13 protein-coding genes are annotated in these 18,296 nt (G+C 57.7%); 4 read left to right on the top strand and 9 right to left on the bottom strand.

Annotation, left to right across the window (positions count from 1 at the left end):
* Entirely contained in the window at positions 1–2,772 is a 2,772-nt protein-coding gene (locus tag J0X19_RS09125; protein ID WP_206984029.1) for a hypothetical protein, read from the top strand.
* A gap of 78 nt (positions 2,773–2,850) precedes the next feature.
* Here J0X19_RS09125 and J0X19_RS09130 read toward each other — a convergent pair whose 3' ends face one another.
* The 4 genes from J0X19_RS09130 to J0X19_RS09145 all read right to left on the bottom strand — a co-directional run bounded on the left by J0X19_RS09130 (position 2,851) and on the right by J0X19_RS09145 (position 7,671).
* Positions 2,851–5,124: a xanthine dehydrogenase family protein molybdopterin-binding subunit gene (locus tag J0X19_RS09130; protein ID WP_206984030.1), complete on the bottom strand. Its 2,274-nt coding sequence runs from the start codon at positions 5,122–5,124 to the stop codon at positions 2,851–2,853.
* Entirely contained in the window at positions 5,121–6,149 is a 1,029-nt protein-coding gene (locus J0X19_RS09135; protein WP_206984031.1) for an FAD binding domain-containing protein, read from the bottom strand. Before J0X19_RS09135 ends, J0X19_RS09130 begins: the two co-directional genes overlap by 4 nt.
* A 118-nt stretch (positions 6,150–6,267) precedes the next feature.
* The gene (locus tag J0X19_RS09140) at positions 6,268–6,804 is read right to left on the bottom strand and encodes a (2Fe-2S)-binding protein (RefSeq protein ID WP_206984032.1); all 537 of its coding nucleotides are present in this window, start codon (positions 6,802–6,804) and stop codon (positions 6,268–6,270) included.
* Positions 6,805–7,089: 285 nt separating this feature from the next.
* Positions 7,090–7,671 (bottom strand): Crp/Fnr family transcriptional regulator, encoded by a 582-nt coding sequence (locus tag J0X19_RS09145; RefSeq protein WP_206984033.1) that lies wholly within the window; start codon positions 7,669–7,671, stop codon positions 7,090–7,092.
* A gap of 380 nt (positions 7,672–8,051) precedes the next feature.
* Here J0X19_RS09145 and J0X19_RS09150 point away from each other — a divergent pair, with 380 nt between their 5' ends.
* Entirely contained in the window at positions 8,052–8,723 is a 672-nt protein-coding gene (locus J0X19_RS09150; protein WP_206984034.1) for a HEAT repeat domain-containing protein, read from the top strand.
* Positions 8,724–8,837: 114 nt separating this feature from the next.
* Here J0X19_RS09150 and J0X19_RS09155 read toward each other — a convergent pair whose 3' ends face one another.
* From J0X19_RS09155 to dnaB, 4 genes are all read right to left on the bottom strand, one after another.
* Complete coding sequence (locus J0X19_RS09155; RefSeq protein ID WP_206984035.1) at positions 8,838–11,453, bottom strand: TonB-dependent receptor; 2,616 nt, start codon at positions 11,451–11,453, stop codon at positions 8,838–8,840.
* A gap of 97 nt (positions 11,454–11,550) precedes the next feature.
* Positions 11,551–11,907 (bottom strand): winged helix-turn-helix domain-containing protein, encoded by a 357-nt coding sequence (locus tag J0X19_RS09160; RefSeq protein WP_242582328.1) that lies wholly within the window; start codon positions 11,905–11,907, stop codon positions 11,551–11,553.
* A 31-nt stretch (positions 11,908–11,938) separates the two neighbouring features.
* Positions 11,939–12,337 (bottom strand): NTF2 fold immunity protein, encoded by a 399-nt coding sequence (locus tag J0X19_RS09165; RefSeq protein WP_206984036.1) that lies wholly within the window; start codon positions 12,335–12,337, stop codon positions 11,939–11,941.
* A gap of 59 nt (positions 12,338–12,396) precedes the next feature.
* Positions 12,397–15,042 (bottom strand): replicative DNA helicase, encoded by a 2,646-nt coding sequence (gene dnaB, locus J0X19_RS09170; RefSeq protein ID WP_206984140.1) that lies wholly within the window; start codon positions 15,040–15,042, stop codon positions 12,397–12,399.
* Between the two features lie 301 nt (positions 15,043–15,343).
* Between dnaB and J0X19_RS09175 the strand changes: the two genes are divergently transcribed.
* Positions 15,344–16,732 (top strand): UDP-N-acetylmuramate--L-alanine ligase, encoded by a 1,389-nt coding sequence (locus J0X19_RS09175; protein ID WP_206984037.1) that lies wholly within the window; start codon positions 15,344–15,346, stop codon positions 16,730–16,732.
* 110 nt (positions 16,733–16,842) lie between these two features.
* Positions 16,843–17,541: an alpha/beta fold hydrolase gene (locus J0X19_RS09180; RefSeq protein WP_206984038.1), complete on the top strand. Its 699-nt coding sequence runs from the start codon at positions 16,843–16,845 to the stop codon at positions 17,539–17,541.
* A gap of 188 nt (positions 17,542–17,729) precedes the next feature.
* On the opposite strand, the gene J0X19_RS09185 is transcribed toward J0X19_RS09180, so the two are convergent.
* Positions 17,730–18,293, bottom strand: coding sequence for a hypothetical protein (locus tag J0X19_RS09185; RefSeq protein WP_206984039.1), 564 nt, complete (start codon positions 18,291–18,293; stop codon positions 17,730–17,732).
* Between the last annotated feature and the right edge of the window lie 3 nt (positions 18,294–18,296).

The following is an 18,296-nucleotide window of genomic DNA, read 5'->3' on the forward strand; positions in this document are numbered from 1 at the left end:
ATGCATCTGTCTCTTCACCAGTGTGCTACTGCCCAGCGGCAGGCCTGCGCTGCCTTTCTGCGCGGCTCCGATCCGGCGGCTTGGCTGCGCGAAATCGGGCGCTGGAATGTGGCACCAACGGAGCTGACCTGCTATGTGGTACCAGAGTCTATCCGGTCGGTGCAGGCGGCCGGGCTGCTGGTAACGGGCCCCGCCGGAGCCACCTGGGCTAATGACTGCCTGGAACCGTACGGCAAGGTAGCGGAACGGCTATACTTGCCCTTACACGCCCAGCTTTGGCCGGCTACCACCCCAGAGGAGTTGCGAAAGGCTTTGTTGTGGCCACAGCAGCTTTTCCATCCTTCCATTGGGTTGGTAGGTTTTGCTGATACCGATGCTATTGACTTAGCCGATTTGCTGGTTTACCCGCTGGCCCGCCCTACTGATTGGGCATGGGCGCGGGCGGGCTTGCCACGCCGGCCGGGGTTGCAGCACGTGCGGGCCGAAATTCCACCCGTAGCCGAAATGATGCAGTCGTTTCAGGAGTTGGTGGGCACAGAGCCACTGGCGCAGTTGCCAGGCCCCAAAACTAGCCAAGACGGCACCGCCCAAAACCTGCTTGACAAAATCAACCGCGGCTTGCTTAACGCTTCTTTGCCGGCGCTACAAGGGTTGCTAACCGGCGCAGCAGGCCTGGGCGCCGCATTGGGTGGTGTACTCTCCGTCCTACCAGGTCTGCCAGGCGGGGCCTCGGCGGGGCCGGGCAGCTCTGCTGGTCCAACTTGGGCGGCGCGCCTGGAAAACTGGATGCTTGGCCAACTCGCCGATCTGGAAAAGAAACGTGAAAGTGAGATTGAACGGCTGCTGAGATTATTTGCCGACAACCCCGAAGAAGCCCTGAAGTACGCTATTCCGCTAGGTAGCATGTACGAAAACCGGGGGGCAGCCACTCCGTCGGCGCTGCTGGGGCCGCGGTCCACCCTCTTCGACTTAAGCCGCTTAGGCGGTGGCGGCCGAGTGGACGCCTGGAATGTAGACGCTTACCGGGACCGGTTGCGCAAGCAGTATCAGAAAGCTGCCGAGCAAGAGGCCGCCGCTGGGCACTATAAAAAGGCAGCCTACATCTACGCCCATCTGCTTGGCAATTACTATCAGGCCGCAGTGGTGCTAGAGCAGGGCGGCTACTTCCGCGAGGCAGCCGCGCTTCACAAAGACCACCTCAACAACCGCATTGCCGCGGCTGAGTGCCTAGAGCGTGGTGGCTTGCTACTGGAAGCCATAGACCTTTATGTAGAGCTTGAGAAGCACGAAAAAGCGGGCGACCTATACCGCCGAATGCAGCAGGAGCCCCAGGCTACCGCGCAGTACGAGCAATGCGTGGAAGCTGCCCTGGCCACTCAGAACCACCCCGAAGCCGCGCGCCTGCTGCACAGCAAGTTAAACCGCCCCGACCGCGCCCTAACCACTTTGCTACAGGGGTGGCACAGCACTCACCGCCCAGATTTTTGCTTGCTGCAATACTTTGAATTGCTGGCCGACCTCGCCCGGCAAACGCTCAGCAGCCAAGTGCGGCCGTTGTTTGAGCAGCATACTCCCGCGCATAAACGGACGCAGTTACTGGAGGTACTGGCGACCGTCAACGAATCGTATCCTGACCCCGAGTTGCTGCATGCCTCCCGCGAGGTGGCCTACGAAATTATTAGCGCAGAGGCCAGCACCGGCGTGGTTACGCATCTGCCACTCCTCAAGAAGTTTCTCCCCAACGACCGGCTGGTAGCTTCTGACTGTGGCCGCTACGCCAACAGCCAACGCACTAGGGGCGCAGCTACACTACCAGCTACAGGAGCTTCAAACCTTGACGCAAGTATCCACTGGCACCAAGCCCTGAGCCACCGCACGCAATTTCTGGCGTTGGGCTTCCGGGATGGACATCTACACTTGGCGCGCGGCAACTGGTACGGCCACGTGGAGTACTACTCGTGGCCGAATAGCCTGAAGTTTGATGAACGCATCCGGTTGGTGGCCGATGCTAGTCTCAGCAATAAAATTCTACTCTTTCTTCCCGACAATGTCACAGTAGCCACCCAGCGCCTACCGAAAAACAAGTACTTCGCGGAAGAACTGACGGTGTACTGCCCCGAGCGGCTCCCGCCAAATACTATCGGGCTGGCAGTTTTGCCAGGTAGTGCTTTCCTAGCGCTGAGTGCCCGGCCCGATTGTTTGTATGCCTACCGATTAAACGATACCGTCAAGTATGAGCCTTTTGAGTTGCGCTTTAAGGACGAGAAGTATACTATTCCCTCATCATTGCTGGCTACTTCCTTTCTTCAGATACTCTACCGCAACGGCAGTTTTTATATCTCCGATGACGACCTATTACTAGAATTCACGCAAAGCAACGAACAGCTAGGTGAAGTACACTTAGCTTACAGTCCAATCTACTCCTCGACTGCGTCACCTTATGTGCACGATGTATTATTGGCAATAGCAACCTCATCTGGTACCTTCGTGTGGCGCCCAGGCCAATCGAAGCACTTACCAGAAGAGCCTTTGTTCGACGGAGAACAGGCACCCGTTGATGCCCAGTTTGTAGGTGCGGATTTTCTAGTTGTGGTGGAACAGCGGCAGGCCAGCCTGTACCAACTGAAAACGCCTGAAATAGTGTCGAAAGTCATCGAAGCTCCTGAAAACACCTTGTTTATTGCTATTCTGACCACTTCAAACCGTCATGAATTTGCATTGCTGAGCGCAAACGGTCAGATTTCCAAGCATCCGATTCCAATCAGTTCTTAGTTGCGCTTAAACAGGAAGCACAAAACGCCCCGAAACCAATTGGTTCCGGGGCGTTTTCATGCAACAGCAAGCCAATACTTACAGCAGCTTATCCATGTAGATGGGTAGCTCCCGCACGCGCTTGCCGGTGGCGTGGTACACGGCGTTGGTAATAGCGGCGGCTACCCCGAGCATCCCCACTTCACCAATGCCTTTCACGCCCAGCGGGTTCACCTTGTCGTCTTCCTCTTCCACGAAAATCACGTCGATGTCGTGGATGTCGGCATTGACGGGAATGTGGTATTCGGCGTAGTTGTGGTTCATGTAGCGGCCGAAGGTATGGTCCATTACGGTTTCCTCCATCAGGGCCATGCTGATACCCCATACCACCGAACCAAGCACCTGGCTACGAGCGGTTTTGGTGTTGAGGATGCGGCCGGCGGCCACGGCGTTTACCACCCGCGTCACGTGCACCGTGCCCAGGTCTTCGTCTACCCGCACCTCGGCAAATACGGCGTTGTGCGAGTGCATGGAATAGGGCTGCTGCTTGATCAGGTTGGGCATAGCCGACGTTTCCGCTTCCAGCTTTTCTTCGCCGCTGGCAGCCAGAATGTCCCGAACCACCACGGCCTCACTGGGGTTGGCGCTCAATCGAATCTGGCCATCAGCAAAGTGTACGTCGTCGATGCTGGCGCCTTTGAGGGGCGAGCCTTCCATCTTCTGGGCCAGTTTGAGCAGCTTCTCCCCTATGTCGGTGCACACGTTTTTCACGGCACTTCCCACCGAAGCGGCCGTCCAAGATCCACCCTGCACGGGCGCTTCCGGCATGTTGGTATCGCCAAGTTCGAACGTCACGGCCTCGATGGGCAAGCCCAGCGTTTCGGCCGCAATTTGGGTCATAATGGTGTAGGTACCGGTGCCGTTTTCGCCGGCAGCACTCTGCACCAGCAGCTTGCCATCGGCGGTGAAGGTGGCTTTGGCGGCGGCTTTCTGCATGGAAGCATCCCACACGCCCCCGGCCATTCCCCAGCCAATCAGCTGGTTGCCTTCGCGCATCGAGCGGGGCTCGGGGGTACGTTTGTCCCAACCGAAGCGAGTGGCACCCTCATGGTAGCACTCCCGCAGCTTTTTGCTGGAGAAGGGCTTCTTCATGTTCTGGTCCTGCTCGGCGTAGTTGCGGATGCGGAAATCCAGCGGATCGATGCCGGCGGCGTAGGCCATTTCGTCCATGGCCACTTCCAGCCCAAACGAGCCGGTAGCGGCCCCAGGAGCGCGCATGTCCAGCGGGGTGTACACGTCAAGCTCGGCCACCTGGTAACCCAGCTTCACGTTTTCGCACTGGTAGAGCATGCCCGACCAGTTCACCACGTTTTCGGTGTACTCCTCGAACCGTGAGGTTTCGTGCAGGGCGTGGTGGTGCAGGGCGGCCAGGGTGCCGTCGGGGTTGGTGCCCATTTTCAGGTATTGCAGCGTGTGGGGCCGGTGGCCGAAGCTGAACATCTGCTGGCGCGTGAGCGACACCCGCACCGATTGTTTCAGCTCCAGCGCCGCCAGCACCGCCAGAAACACCTGGTACTGCGGCCGCAGACCCGAACCGAAACCGCCACCCATGTAGTGGTTCACTACCCGTGCCTGGTCTTTGCTCAGCCCGAATATTTTGGTGATGTACTGCTGCACGTTGTACACGCCCTGCGTTTTGTCGTAGGCCGTGATTTTACCGTCCGGGTGGTACTCCACGGTGGTGGCAAACATCTCCATGGGGTTGTGATGCTGCGCGCCGTGAATGTACTCGCCTTCAATGCGGTGGGTGGCATTCTTAAGGGCGTCGTTGGGGTTGCCGCGGGGCGGGGGTGGCGGCATGAAGCCGGTTTTGCCACTGCCGGGCTCGTGGCCTTCGTCGCGCTTCAAGTCGATATTGGTATCGAACTTGTCTTCCGCGTACTCAATCTCCAGCACCGATGCGGCGTAGCGGGCCACCTCAAAGGTTTCGGCTACCACCAGCGCTACTGGCTGCATGTTGAACTTGATTTCGTTGTCGTGCAGGGGGCGGAATGGCGAGCCACCGGGGGCCACGTCGTCTTTGTAGCTCCGGTCGAACCAAGCCAGTGAGGGCACATTTTCGTGCGAGAAAATCTGCACAACGCCCGCCAGCGCCAGCACCGGCTCGGTGTTGATTTTGGTGATGCGGCCTTTGGTGATTGGGCTGGTTACCACGTAGCCATACAGCATGTCGGGCACGTTGAACTCCGCCGAATACTTGGCCGTGCCGGTTACTTTGGCGGGGCCTTCAACGCGGCTCGTGGGCTTGCCAATGTGGCTGGTATTGGAAGTACCGGCCTCCACAAGGCGCGGCGTAGTGATTAGTTGGCTCATGGATTGGAATTTAGAAACGCGTTGGCGTCGAGCGGCTGATTCATTTCGGTGGCTTGCTTGAGGGCGCGCACAACGGCCCGCTTGGCTAGCTCAATCTTGAAGTTGTTGGAGCCGTAGCCTTGCGCATCGCGCAGCAACGCCGTGGCGGCTTCCCGGAAATTGTCTTCAGTGGCCGTTGCGCCGCGTAGCGTTTCTTCTACCGCCACTACGCGCCACGGCTTATGCGCCACGCCGCCCAAGGCAATGCGGGCTTCTTTGATAACGTTGCCTTCCAGCTCCAGCCCTACCGCCACCGATACCACGGCAAAGGCGTAGCTGGTCCGGTCGCGCAGCTTCAGGTACGTGAAGTTTTTCTCGAAACCCTGAGCCGGCAAATCCAGCGCGGTAATCAACTCGCCGGTTTCCAGCGTGTTGTCGATTTCGGGATGGTCGCCGGGCAGGCGGTGGAAGTCGGCAAACGCAATGGTCCGCTCGCCCTGGGGGCCGCTCACGCGCACCGTGGCTTCCAGCGCAGCCAGCGCCACGGCCATATCCGAGGGGTAGGTGGCAATGCAATGCTCACTGGCCCCCAGAATAGCATGAATCCGGTTGAAGCCGTTGAGGGCGGAGCAGCCCGAGCCGGGCTCCCGCTTGTTGCAAGGAGTAGCGAGGTCGTAGAAATAGTAGCAACGGGTGCGCTGCATCAGGTTGCCGCCGTTAGTGGCCATGTTGCGCAGCTGCGGCGAGGCCCCGGCCAGAATCGTTTGGCTGAGCAGCGGGTAGCGTTTCTCTACCTCGGGGTGCCAGGCGGTATCGGCGTTGGTAGCCAGGGCGCCCAGCCGCAAACCGCCTTCCGGGTTGTTTTCGATGGTGGCCAGGTCAGAGAGCTTGTTGAGGCCGATGAGGCGCGTGGGACGCTCCACGTTTTCCTTCATCAAATCCAGCAAGTTGGTGCCACCCGCCACAAAGGCGGCCTTGGAGTTGGTGGACTTTTCGCGCACCGCCGCATCTACGGCCGTTGCGCTGGTATAAGTGAAACTGTTCATGAGGTGAGGAGGTGATATGGTGAAATAGTGAGTTTGACGAGCAAGTGGAGTTGGATCTAAGGTTCCGTTCAGGCTAGTGGCGCACTTGGGCCAGCCGAACGAGAAACTCACCAACTCACTATTTCACTATCTCACTCTGCTTGTCTACCACTTCTTTCACAGCGGCCAGAATGCCCACGTAGGCACCGCAACGGCAGATGTTGCCGCTCATCAGCTCCCGGATTTCGTCTTCGGTGTGGGCGCGGCCCTCGTTGAGCAGGCCCTGAGCCGAGCAGATCTGGCCGGGGGTGCAGTAGCCGCACTGGAAGGCGTCGTGGTCGATGAAAGCTTGCTGCAAGGGGCTTAGGCTCTCGGGCTGGCCGAGGCCTTCGATGGTGGTAATTTCGTTGCCTTCCTGCATCACGGCCAGCGTGAGGCAGCTGTTGATGCGCTTGCCGTTTACGAGCACCGTGCAAGACCCACACTGGCCATGGTCGCAGCCTTTTTTGGTGCCGGTGAGGTCGGCGTATTCGCGCAGGGCATCGAGCAGCGTGGTCCAGGGCGCTAGCTGCATGTGGCGTTGCACCCCGTTGATGGTGAGCGTAACGCTACCCGCCGACGGTGGCGCCGGCAACGAAGTAGCTCCGCCCGCAGTGTTGGTCGGTTGCTGTATCATAGAGAGGAATGGGGAGTTGAAAGATGATGGCGCCTGCTCAGATGCCCGTGCAGCTTAACAGTGGTAGGTACTTACGCCAGCGGCAAGGCTTGCGTTACCAATTCCCCAATATTTATACTATTTATAATCCTATATTACATTTCACCTGCCGTTACGGCTTAATCTCGCTTCTTTTAACGGATTAGCTATATCCATTCTAAATAAGCCCTGTTTGGCAGCAAGCTCGACACTAGGCTCTGTCTAATTTGCGTTATATTCTTTTGAATACAGCGCGTACACCATGCCCTAGTGCCGACGCGCCAACTCGCCCCGAATCCGACTCAACGATTCGGGCGTGATGCCCAGGTAAGCTGCTATGTAGCGTAGCGGCAGCCGCCGGGCCAGCGTGGGATATAGGTGCAGAAAATCCTGATAACGGGTTTCGGCTGGTTCGCTCAGCACCCCAATCAGCCGCCGCTGCATGGCCACCAAGCTGTTCTGAAGCAGCCGATAGAAAAACGCCTGAAACTCCGGCCCGAACGTTTGCAGGAGTGCGTAGAACTCCGCTCCAAACAGCAGTACGTCAGATGCTTCTATGGCGTCAATGGAGAATAAGGCCGGCTCGTGGCGCGTCAGGCTGTGCTGGTCGGAAATCCACCAGGTTTCAGGCGCAAATTGCAGGATATGCTCTTTCTGGCGCTCATCCGTCACGAAGCTGCGCAGACAGCCCTGCACCACAAACGCCCCGTAGCGGCTGGTTTCTCCCTGCCGCGTCAGCACCTCGTGCTTGGCCAGATGGCGCGGCGTGAACAGCGGTTCCAGCTCATTGAGTTGAGTTGCGGTGAGTTGCAGTTTGCCTTGGAAATACGTGTGAAGCGCGCTGGACATAAGCAGATTAAAATCAGATGCTAAAATCAGGTAAAAGGCGTTAGTATTACTGCTTCTATCTTCCAAGTCCTTTATTCTTTTCCGATGTTAAACTGGCAATTTAAATTCTGCTGCTTATGCACCTGCTTGCTGTTGCTGACAGCCTCTAGCGTTGCTCACGCCACCACATGGGATGAGCCCTGGCATGAACGGGTGGTAAAAGAGGCTGATTACTTTGTGTTGGCCCACGTGGTGGAATCTAATAGCAGAAGGCAACCCTTACTATTCTGCAAACCCTGGGTGGACCTGCTCTCACAGGCACCCTCGACCTTACCGATTTCTACCTATTAGATATATGCAGTACGTCGGGTGGTCATGGTCCAGAACTTCATTTAGGCAAGATGGATACAGCTTACTTCTTTTTAAAGAAGAACTCGGCTGGCAACTATAGCATAGCAACGCCTACCACAGGCTTCGCGCCTGTTTCAGGACGGAAAGTGGCGGCCACTTATAGACACAGCTACCACCGTGGCGTAGTGGAACGCTCCATTTATGAGTTGACTATGACAGCTATTTTTCAGCACAGCCACGGCCAGCCATATGCAACAGCTGCTGTACGCTCCTACATAAGTGAGCAATTAGCCCGCTCGCCTGCTCAGCTCAATGAAGAAGGAATGGCTGAGTTCTTTCGCCAGCACGCCGCCTTGGAAACCATCTATCATCTTGGGCTTACAGAATATTACGCAGCTATTTTACCTTTCCTACATAACACGGAGAACTTCCACGCACAAGTATCGGCCGCCCGTGCGCTAACAGCTAACAACAGCCCTGAAGCCAACACTCAACTGGTAGCACTGCTTAGCGACAAAAAAATGGGGGATTTCGCAAAGGTTATAGCCATTAAAACTTTAGTCGAGCATCAACCCAAAGCCCTGAAACCGGAGTTGCAGAAGCTAACTCGTAAAGCTTCAGAAGAGGAAGTTGGCTTCGGTGGCAATATCATGGACCCTAGAGTCTGCACGCACTTTCCCACCGTAAAAGCCGCCTTGACTGAGCTGGTTGCCAGTCTTTAGTTTCCAACCATTATCTAAAACGCCGCCCCTATTTAAGAACAGAGGCGGCGTTTCGCTTACTGTATTGGAGGCAGGAACCAACCATTGTGTTTCTATTTCCAGTGCAGCCTAACCCTACAGCCCGTACGTTACCTGCAAATAGTACAGCCCGCCCACGCTGGGGCCGCCGAGGTAGCTCACGTAGTAGTTGTTGAGTAAGTTGCTGGCCCCAAGCTTGAAGCGCAGATTGGGCGTGGGCACGGTGTAGCTGAGTTGGGCGTCGAGGGTGTGGTAGGCGGGCACGTAGCCATTCACCAGAAAGGTTTGGGAGTAGTAGCGGGCCTGCCAGCGGTAGTTCAGCCCGAAGCCGAAGTTCTGCACCACCTTCTCGTTGCCGACGCTCAGGTTGTAAGCCCAGCGCGGCGTGTTGAATCCATCTTCCAGTCCGTCGCCGGATTCTGTGCGGTCGAGGCGGGTGTAGGTGACGCCGGCGCCAGCCAGGTAGCCGCCCGCCACGTCGTAGCGCAACCCCAGGGAGCCGCCGTAGTTGTATACCTGGCTTTGGGAGTTGGTCCAGAGGCGGTAGCGGGCTTGGCCGGCGCGGGCATTGAGGGCAGTGGCAATGGTATTGAGGTCGGTGCCGGGGTTGAGTGGCTCGCCGGCGGCGTTGACAGGCACGTAGGCTTCCACCTGCGCAATAAAGTCGCGGTACGTGTTGTAGTAGAAATCCACGTCGGCCAGCAGCCGGCCATCGGACAGTAACGCTGCCTTGTAGCCCGCTTCCAACGAGTTGATGTGCTCCGGCTTGAGGTAGGTGTAGGGCGTCTTCACCAGTTGCCCCTGGTTGCTTGCAATGGCCTGGGCCAGGGTTTGGCCGTTGGTGTTCCGGTCACGCGTTACGGCCGCGTTGAAGCCATCAATAGAGCTGCGCAGGTAACTGTTCTCGAACACCCCATCCGACATCACCCTGAGTCCGCCAATGCGCTTCACCTGCCCGCTGTTCACGTTGGAAAAGCCTTCAAACAAGCTCGGAAACCGGTAGCCGCTCTGGTAGCTCACCCGGAAATTGTGCTGCCGCGTGGGCGAATACACCGCCGTAAAGCGCGGGTTGAACCGCATGCTGAAGTAGTCGTTCTTGTCGGCCCGCAACGTGGCCGTCAGCCGGATTCGCTCATCGAGCAGCCGGGCCCCGGCCTGCACGAAGCCGCCGGTTTTGCTGTAGGTGAGGTTGTCGCGGAGCGGGTCTTTGCCGCTTTCGGGGTTGATGAAGTAGTTGCCGTCGGGCTGGATGAGGTAGGTGCGGTGGTCGGCTCCCACCAGCACATCGTAGTTGGCCGGCAGTTGGGTACCACCCCGCCGCAGCGCCTCGGCCAGGTTTACCTGCCCTTCGGCGTGCACCAAATCGGCCTTCACGCGCAGGGCGGCCCCGGCATCCCAGTTGTTGATGTCGGCCAGCTCAGCCAGGCGCTGCTTGAACTCGGCCGTGCCGGGTTGCAAGCGGCCGGCATCGGCGGCGGCGCGGGCGGTGGCGTGGGCTTGCGCTACGGTCTGGCCGTTGGTGGTAGCGGCGTTCCAAGCGGTGCTGTACTCCCGGTTCCAGTCTGTATCGGCCTTGTAGCTACGGTCCAGGTTTTCGGCCGCGGAACGAAGGTTATAGCTCTTGCCGGTGTTTTCGGTGGTGAGGTAGGCACGGGCTTGTACCACTGGCGTAGTCAGCTGCAAGGCGTGCTGCTGGAGGTGGTAGTCTTCCAGCCGGAACCGGTTGGAGCGTTGGTACACGTTGTCGAGCACGGTGCCGCGGTAGGTGTAAGCCAGCTCGGCGCTGCCGCCCAGCTTGTAGTGCAGCGCCGCATCGTATTTGATGGTTTGCAGCTGGTAATCCACTACCTCCTGCTCGTTGTAGCCAGTGCGCGCTACTTGGTAGCTTTTGCCGCCCAGCGTGAGCGTACTGCGGTTGGATGATTCGTTGCCGTAGCGGTTCACTTGGTCGCGGGCGGGGTTTTCCGTACCGAACAAGCCGGTGGTGGCATTGCCGTTGGGGTTCAGCTCAGTTTGGTCGTTGGCAATCCAGTCGTAGCCGCGCAGGTAAGTACCGTTCACCTTAAAGGCCAGCTTGTGCGCCAGCACCTTGGCGTAACGCACACTGGTTTCCGAGAACAGCTTTGCGCTGCTGCTGGGGTCATGCAGGTGGTTGATGCCCACCTTCTGCTGTACGCTCAGCCCCTCACTCCGGAACGGGTTGCGGGTGCTGAAGTTGGCCAGCCCGTTGATGGCGTTCAGGCCGTACAGCGCCGCCGCCGTGCCCGGCACTATTTCCACCGAGCTGATATCCAGGTCACTCGGCCCCAATACGTTACCAATCGGGCCGCCAATGTGCGGAGCCTGGTTGTCGATGCCGTCCACGAGCTGCGCAAACCGCACGTTGGTGGTATTCGTGAAGCCCCGGGCGTTTATTACCTTGAAGCTGAGGCTGGGCGTAATCACCTGCACGCCTTTCAGGTGCTCAATGGCATCAAAAAACGACGGCGCCGGCGTGAGCCGCAACTGCCGCGCGCTGAGCTTCTCCACCGTCACCGGCGACTGTAAGAAGCTCTCCTCCACTTTGGAAGCTGCTACCACCACCTCCCCTAGCGTCACTTTCTGGCGGGTGGTATCAGCAGGTACCCGCTGCTGCGCCTGTGTGAGCATCGGCTTCGACAGGAAAGGCAGAAAAGGAAATAGAAGCAGGGCGCGGTGAGTAGAATTGGGCATACAAGTCGTTATATTCTTTCAAACATAACGCAGGCGCGAGCAAATTGTTGGTATTAGTATTTCAGACAGCTTTCTGGCTAGTGCTGAGTGTGAACTTTTACAGCAGCCGCGCCGCCTCAGCCCGCAGAAACGCCTGAAACCGCTCCTGCAACTCCCTGAACTCCTGAAGCAACTGTTGCCCCTCAGCGGTTACTTCGGCTCCCCCGCCCCGCTTGCCCCCGGCCTGCGTATTCACCACTGGCCTAGCCGACTGCGCGTTCAACGAACTTACCAGGTCCCAGGCCCGCTTGTACGACATGCCCATCTGCTGCGCCGCCTTGGAAATCGAGCCCTGCTCCTGAATCTGCGACAGTAATTCCAGCCGCCCAATGCCCATGTACCGGTCGTCGTCGGTTTCCACCCACAGGCGGCCGTTGAGGCGGAAATTCAGGTCGGGGCGAAGCAGGTTTTTCATGTGAGGCAAGTTGTTGAAAACTTTTGAACCGCTATTTCCCGTGCGTAATCCGGATAACCTTGCTGTTTCTTGCATCCATAATTAGAAGGAAAGTACCGCCTTCGTACCCTGCTGGCAACCTTCCGGCCAACACCCAATAGTTATCAATTAAGTGTACGGTGTAGGGCCGTTGGCTTTGAATGTTTTCCTTACCGTAAATATTGAATAGAATGGGTTCAGCAACTTGCACAGCTACAGTGCTGCTTCCAATCAGCATCTTCTGTGAAGACACCACATTGTGAAGTGTCGAATCTTTCAGAGCGGCTTGCAAAAGCTCTATAGCAGCTTTCTGACCAGATGCTGGCTCCTGCTTACTCTGAGCACAGCCAATAACGCTACACGACAAACTCAATAATAGCACTGGCAACAGCTGAATGTTTACCTTTTTCATACACCAGAATAGCAAAAAAGCGCCAGCCGCTGCCGACTGACGCTTTCAAAGCTGAAGATTTAAAACGGCGGCGGGCCGTCGTCGAAGTTGCTGCGGGGGAAGGGCTGGGCCGGCGGCGGACCGTCGTTGTTGATGCGGGAGCCAAGCCGGATGGTATTGGGGGCGAAGGCCGAGGGGTCTTCGTCGAAGGTGCTGCTGGGGAAGGCGCCGGTGTTGAAGCTGCCCGCGTCGCCGAAACCACCGGCCCCGTCGAGGTCGGCAAACTTGGTGAACTTACCGATGAACTTGAGCTGCACCGTTTCCAAGGACCCGTTCCGGTGCTTGGCAATGATTACTTCGCCGGTACCTTGGGTGGGGTTGCCCATTTCGTCCTCGGTAATCTTGTAGTACTCCGGCCGGTAGAGGAACACCACCATGTCGGCGTCCTGCTCGATAGAGCCCGATTCGCGCAGGTCACTTAGCTGCGGCTTCTTGTCACCGCCGCGGGTTTCCACCGAGCGGGAAAGCTGCGACAGGGCTAGTACCGGCACGTTCAACTCTTTGGCAATGCCTTTGAGTGCCCGCGAGATACTGGCAATTTCCTGCTCCCGGTTGCCGCCGCCTTTGCCGTCGGTGTTGCCGGTCATCAGCTGCAAGTAGTCGATGATAATCATCGAAATATCGTGGTGCGCTTTCAGGCGGCGGCATTTGGTGCGCAGCTCCCGGATGCTCAGGCCCGGCGTATCGTCAATGTAAATCGGGGCCGACGACAAGGCCGAAATCTTGTGGTTGAGCTGGGCCCACTCATAGTCGGCGAGGTTGCCTTTCTTGATTTTCTCGGAATCCAGCTCGGCCTCGGCCGAAATCAAACGATTCACGAGCTGCAACGACGACATTTCCAGCGAGAAGATGGCCACCGGCTTCTTGAACTCCACCGCCGCGTTGCGCATCGCCGATACTACGAATGCCGTGTTATGCGTCACGGTCATGTCCTGCAACAAAAACAGCCGGTTACCGTCGATTTCGAAACCGTAATAGTCGTCTACCTTATCAAACTCCACCGAAATGCCGGTCTGGCGCCAATCGACCGGCGAAGCCCAGGGCTGCGCTTTTTTGCGGGCCACCCGCACCGGCACCCGGTTGATGTCGCCGTACAGGCGTACCCGCCATACTTCGCTCTCGTAGCCGATGCTGGAAATGGTGGCTTTTTTCTTGGTAAGTGAAGTGCGAAAACCTAACGAATCACCCAGGAACTTGATTTGGCGAGCTAGCCGCTGGTTTTTCTGGGTGATTTCGTAGCCGTTGGAAACCGGGTCCAAGTGCCCGTCGCTGTCGATGAGGCCGGCCAGCAACCGCAGGCGGTTTTCCGTAGAGTTGATGGCGTAGGCGCGGGGAATGTGCTTGTTGCCCAGCACTCCCAGTTGCCGCAGCTCGTCTTGCAAAGAGTACTCGGCAATGCTGCCGCCCTGCCGGCCGCGGGTAATGCCGTAGCTGTTGCAGCGGTTTTCCACTATGCCCACCGTTACCTGCATGTCCAGCGTGGCGGCGTATTCATGCAGGTAATCAATAATTTCCTGATCCTGACCGGTAATGCGGCAATTATCGGAAGCCCCGTCGCCGAGCCATACGCCCAGGAAGTAAGGGTCTACGGGCAGTTCCTGCGCGGCAAACTCCACGGGCACTTTGTAGCCTTTGTAGTTGGAGCGGAACTTCGGCCCTTTAGCCAGATAATCCTTCACGGTGATGTTGAGCACGTCGCCGTGGCGGTGCGGGCCCTCGGTGCGGCTGCGCTTCAGGGAGAGAATATGGCTCTCGTTCACGCGGTAGTCGTCGCCCTTGTTCTGGCGTATCCAGTACATGTTTTCCCGGCCCCGCGCAATACTCAGCACCCGGCGCGGCGTGGAATCGTCGCCCATCAGCAGGTCGCCGGCCTGCACGTCTTCCACGTTGCGCAGGTCACCGTCGAACATCAGCACTTTTGTACCCTTGCCGAGACACTTACCCATGCCGGGGCGCGCGGCAATAATCACAAGGTCAGAGGGTTGCCAACCCGAGGTAACCCGGTCCAGAGCCGAGAAGCCCGAGGGTACGCCGGTGAGGCCGTCTTTCTGATTTTTCTTTTCTTCCAGCTCTTTGATGGCTTTACCCATCAGGCTGCGCATGTCGTCGAAGTTCTTGCGAATGTTCGACTCCGATACTTCAAACAGCGCCTGCTCGGTGTTGTCGAGCAAGTTGAACACGTCGGTGGTATCCTCGAAAGCGTCGCGCTGAATGGTGCTGGCAATATTGATTAGCTCGCGCTTGATGGCGTTTTCGGTGATGATGCGGGCGTGGTACTCCACGTTGGCCGCCGAGTTGACCTTGAACGTGAGGTTGGCCACGTAATGCGCCCCGCCGGCGGCTTCCAGCTCGCCCATCTCGCGCAGTTCGTGCGTGACCGTCAGAATGTCAATCGGCTCCGATTTGTCGAACAGATTGAGGATGGCTTTGAAGATGCGCTGGTGCCCATCCTTGTAAAAGCTCCGCTCCTTGAGAATATCGATTACAGTGGTAAGGGCGTCTTTTTCGAGCATGAGCGCGCCCAATACTGCCGCTTCCAGCTCTAGTGCCTGCGGCGGTAGCTTACCAGCCGGGCCACCCGCAGGAACCACCGCCGGGCGGCTGTTCCAGGCGGCTTTAGCGCGCGAGGCTGATAGTTTCAAACGGTCATCCATCCGGTCATTCATCACGTGGGTCGGTACTACAAGGTAAGCAGGTTCGGGCAGTTTTTAAGTTGCGCTACTCAGGATTCGCGTTCCTAATAACTCCACTTCTCACCCAATATTTTTCAAGGGGGCACAAAGCTAACGGCTGCGCCCTACAATCCGGAAGCAGGCCGAAAGGTTTCTTTTGGTTGACTGATTGATTGGTGACAGGTCGATTGGTGATGGTTGATTGGCACACTAAAAAGCGACAATCAACACATCACCAATCAACAATCAGCACATCAATGTACCTTTGCCGCCCGCTTTCCTTCCTTCTGCCTGAATGACTGTCTCTCCGACCTCCTCCCTCCAGCGCCTCCACCTGATTGCCGTCGGCGGAAGCATTATGCACAACCTGGCCCTGGCCTTGCTCAAAAGGGGGGCTCAGGTCACGGGCTCCGACGACGAGATATTTGAGCCCGCCAAAAGCCGGCTACAGGCGGCCGGGTTGCTACCCGCGCAGGAGGGTTGGTTTCCCGAGAAAATCACCGCCGACCTCGACGCCGTGATTGTAGGCATGCACGCCCGCCCCGACAACCCCGAGTTGCTACGGGCGCAGGAATTAGGGCTGCGGGTGTACTCATTCCCGGAGTTTATTTACGAGGCCTCCCGCGACAAGCAGCGGGTGGTAATTGGCGGCTCACACGGCAAAACCAGCATCACCTCCCTGATTTTGCACGTATTGCGCCACCACGGCCGCACGTTTGACTACGCCGTGGGAGCCCAGCTGGAAGGCTTTGATTTGATGGTGCAGCTCACGGAGGATGCCCCCATCATCATCATTGAAGGCGACGAGTACCTATCCTCCCCCATCGACCGGCGGCCGAAGTTCCACTTGTACCAGCACCACATTGGCGTGATTTCCGGCATCAGCTGGGACCATATCAACGTGTTTCCGACCGAGGAAATCTACCGGGAGCAGTTCAAGATTTTTGCCGAGATGACGCCCAAAGCTGGTACCCTCATCTACGACCAAGACGACGAGCAGGTGCAGCTGGTAACTGTGCCCAGCCACCCCGATGTGGAATACATCGGCTACGGTCCGCACGAGCACGTTATCAAGGATGGCAACACGTTTCTGCTGAACAAGAAAGACGAGAAAGTACCCGTGCAGGTGTTTGGCGAGCATAATCTGCGCAATATTTCGGCGGCCAAAGAGGTCTGCAAACAGCTCGGTATCAAGAGCAAGTCGTTTTATGAGGCGCTGGCTACGTTTAAGGGCGCAGCACGGCGGCTAGAAAAGGTAGCCGAAGGAGCGGGCTCGGTGGTGTACAAGGACTTTGCCCACGCACCCAGCAAGCTGAAGGCCACGGCCACAGCCTTCAAGAAGCAATTTCCGAAGCGCCGGCTGGTGGCTTGCCTGGAGCTGCACACGTTCAGCAGCCTCAACCCGGCCTTCCTGCCGCAATACGCGCATACGTTCGATGCCCCCGACGTAGCCGTGGTGTATTTCAACCCGCAGGTACTGGAGCACAAGCGCCTCGCGCCGTTGGCCCCCGAGCAAGTGGCCCAAGCTTTCGGCCGCCCCGATTTGCAGGTGTTCACCGACAGCAAGCAGCTAGCGGAGTTTCTGCATCAGCAGAACTGGCAGGACGCCAACCTGTTGATGATGTCGTCGGGCACGTTCGATGGCCTAGATTTGAAACAGCTAGCCGCTGAAGTGGTGCAATAGCGTATTAGTGCCTATTGCTTGGTGCGTAGTGCTCAGGCTGTTCTTTTGAACACTCATCACAATGACCTACGCACTAGGCACTGATACATCAGGCACTGAGAATCAATCATATGAAACAATCTTTGCTCCTGCTGCACGGCGCACTAGCGTCGGAAGCCCAGCTGAAGCCGTTGGCGCGTGAGTTATCGGCGTTTTACCACGTTCACACGTTTTCGTTCAGCGGGCACGCGGGCCAGCCGTTGGATGCCGCTACGTTTTCGATGGTGGGCTTTGCCGAGCAAGTGACGCAGTTTATTGAAGAGAAAGGCCTGACGTCGGTGCATGTGTTTGGGTACAGCATGGGCGGCTACGCGGCGCTGGTGGCGGCGCTGGCGGCGCCTACTATCATCCGGAGCGTTACTACCCTGGGCACCAAGCTCGACTGGTCGCCGGCCACGGCCGCGCTGGAAAGCCGCTTTCTTGACCCCGACAAAATGCGCGCGAAAGTACCCGAGTTTGCTGCTCATTTAGAGAAGCTGCACGCTCCTACGCCTCTGCCCGAGTTGCTGGCGGCTACGGCGGCAATGTTGCGCGGCCTCGGTTCCCGGCCGCTGCTCACCACCGCCAACTTGGCTACGCTCAATACTCCCGTGCAAATAATGGTGGGCGAGCTAGACAAAACGACCGGCGTAGATGCCGCGCGCCACTTCGCCGACTACATGCCCCATGCCACCTTCGAGATACTCATGAACACGCCGCACCCGTTGGAGCGCGTAAATCCAGATTTGCTGGTGAGCCGCATTGCCCGCTTCATCGAAACAGCGGCATGAAGCACCGGCACTTGCCTGATTTGAACTTGCAACAATAAAAAAAGCCCGCCTGATGGCGGGCTTTTTTTATTCCTCAGGCTGGGGAGGCTTAGGTGCCAACTCAGGTTTCGGTCGGCGCCGGTCGGTGGTGAGCAGCAGGGCCACTGCCGTGAGCGAAAGGCGCATAATCCATTTACGACTCAGCATATCTAGCGCGAAAAGAGTGTATTGCCTTCCTGTATTCGTAGGTCGCAGCTGCTGCCGCCGGTGTTTTCCTCGCAGGTGGTACCCACAATGTCGTTGCTCTCGAAATTGAAAAAGCAGAACGTACAACCCACTCCCGTAATGATGTAACGCGAGGCATTCGACCGCACGGAAAGCTCTTTGTCGGAAACTAGCGTCAGGGGAATGGCCATGCCGCGGAACATGCCGTTGCGTAAGCCCAAGCCCACCAAATAATACGATGCGGGGTCCTTGGGGTCGCCTTGTACTTTGCGCACCATGGTTTTGTCGATGGCAGTACCGTCGCCGAACTGCCGGTTGAAAGCCAGCGCCAGCTGCTCGCGGGGCACCAAGTACTTGATGAGGCCTTTCTCACCTACCGAAGCCACTACCTTGCTGACGGCCTCCTGTTTACGGCTGCCCATGTCGCTCTTATCGGGCGACGTGAATTCGGGAATACCTTTTTTGGAAGTTTCACAGGCCGATAAGCCCGTAATCACCAGAGCGGTAGCCACTAGCAGGCGCGAGCAAAAGCGCAGAGAATTTTTCATACC

Origin of the sequence: Hymenobacter telluris (genome assembly GCF_017313265.1) — a bacterium.
Lineage (GTDB): Bacteria > Bacteroidota > Bacteroidia > Cytophagales > Hymenobacteraceae > Hymenobacter > Hymenobacter telluris.

Bases quoted from the DNA above. Each gene is read 5' to 3' on its own strand.
- dnaB (WP_206984140.1), bottom strand. From the start codon at position 15,042: ATGAATGACCGGATGGATGACCGTTTGAAACTATCAGCCTCGCGCGCT.
- J0X19_RS09140 (WP_206984032.1), bottom strand. From the start codon at position 6,804: ATGATACAGCAACCGACCAACACTGCGGGCGGAGCTACTTCGTTGCCG.
- J0X19_RS09150 (WP_206984034.1), top strand. From the start codon at position 8,052: ATGGATACAGCTTACTTCTTTTTAAAGAAGAACTCGGCTGGCAACTAT.
- J0X19_RS09185 (WP_206984039.1), bottom strand. From the start codon at position 18,293: ATGAAAAATTCTCTGCGCTTTTGCTCGCGCCTGCTAGTGGCTACCGCT.
- J0X19_RS09155 (WP_206984035.1), bottom strand. From the start codon at position 11,453: ATGCCCAATTCTACTCACCGCGCCCTGCTTCTATTTCCTTTTCTGCCT.
- J0X19_RS09165 (WP_206984036.1), bottom strand. From the start codon at position 12,337: ATGAAAAAGGTAAACATTCAGCTGTTGCCAGTGCTATTATTGAGTTTG.
- J0X19_RS09160 (WP_242582328.1), bottom strand. From the start codon at position 11,907: ATGAAAAACCTGCTTCGCCCCGACCTGAATTTCCGCCTCAACGGCCGC.
- J0X19_RS09175 (WP_206984037.1), top strand. From the start codon at position 15,344: ATGACTGTCTCTCCGACCTCCTCCCTCCAGCGCCTCCACCTGATTGCC.
- J0X19_RS09180 (WP_206984038.1), top strand. From the start codon at position 16,843: ATGAAACAATCTTTGCTCCTGCTGCACGGCGCACTAGCGTCGGAAGCC.
- J0X19_RS09135 (WP_206984031.1), bottom strand. From the start codon at position 6,149: ATGAACAGTTTCACTTATACCAGCGCAACGGCCGTAGATGCGGCGGTG.
- J0X19_RS09125 (WP_206984029.1), top strand. From the start codon at position 1: ATGCATCTGTCTCTTCACCAGTGTGCTACTGCCCAGCGGCAGGCCTGC.
- J0X19_RS09145 (WP_206984033.1), bottom strand. From the start codon at position 7,671: ATGTCCAGCGCGCTTCACACGTATTTCCAAGGCAAACTGCAACTCACC.
- J0X19_RS09130 (WP_206984030.1), bottom strand. From the start codon at position 5,124: ATGAGCCAACTAATCACTACGCCGCGCCTTGTGGAGGCCGGTACTTCC.